General features: G+C 63.6%; 2 protein-coding genes. One reads left to right on the plus strand and one right to left on the minus strand.

What is annotated here, in order from left to right:
- The coding region (locus A5624_RS14865; protein WP_066867407.1) for a hypothetical protein at positions 1 to 505 on the minus strand (505 nt) is incomplete at its 3' end.
- A 273-nt stretch (positions 506 to 778) separates the two neighbouring features.
- On the opposite strand from A5624_RS14865, the gene A5624_RS29095 reads away from it, so the two are divergent.
- Positions 779 to 948 (plus strand): hypothetical protein (locus A5624_RS29095; protein WP_231999944.1); only part of this gene is annotated, 170 nt, incomplete at its 3' end.

The following is a 948-nucleotide window of genomic DNA, read 5'->3' on the forward strand; positions in this document are numbered from 1 at the left end:
ACTTTCCCAGCGCCAACAGCATTTCGGCGGTGTGTCGCGATAGTTGCCAGCCGCCCTGGAAGGGGGTGAACTCCATCGGGAAGGTGAAGTTGGCGTTGTTGGCCTGGGCGGTGTGAACGGCGATGGTGGCCTTCACGTTCGACGGATTCTTGTCCGACCACGCGATGTCGTTCGCGTTGAAAGTCATCGGCAGATAGCCGTTGTCGCGCAGGGCGTTGGTGAATTTGTCCAGGGTGACCGCGCTCTCCGGCTTCGCGCCCTCCACCAGATTCACCTTGCTGGCACCCGGAACGTTCGGGTCGGCGAGCCGCGTGAGCACGTCGGTGAGGGCCTCGGGCGGCGGCAGGGGAGCCGTGTTGGGCGCGGCAACCTGGCTCGAGGTGGCCGGTGGGAGCGAAGACGTGGCCGACGAACCGGTATTCGGGTGCGGCGACGAACATGCCGCGAGTCCGACCGCCGCCAAGGCGGCGGCGGCGCTCAGCGCTACGGGCAGTGGCCGGTGCATCCAGTCGGTCGGCCGGCTAGACGCCTCTGGCCGCTTCGCGAACGAAGGGTGTCGCTAAGGTCTGGCCGATGGGTGCAACGGAAGTCACACCGGCGGAGGGGGCGACGACGGCGACGCGAGTCGAGCCTGTGGCGAGGCTTTTTGCGGTCACGCTGGCACCTCCTGAGGCCCTTTCGATCATCACGATTAGTGGCCGAGATTACCAGCGTGACGAAAATCTTAACTTTTCGTGGGTATTTGACTCCGCACATCAATCGGCAATCGCCGGTAGCTTTGAAGTATCCGCCGCACCAATTCGGTGTGGGAAAGGAGCGCAAGATGGGTAGCTCAGAGCGTTCTGAAGCTTTCGGAACACCGCACGAATCAGACATGTCCAGCGGCGACGAGGCCGAGTTGGAGCAACTACGCCGCGAGGCAGCGATGTTGCGCGAGCAACTCGAGCA

Origin of the sequence: Mycobacterium sp. 1482292.6 (assembly GCF_001672995.1) — a bacterium.
Classification (GTDB): Bacteria; Actinomycetota; Actinomycetes; order Mycobacteriales; family Mycobacteriaceae; genus Mycobacterium; species Mycobacterium europaeum_A.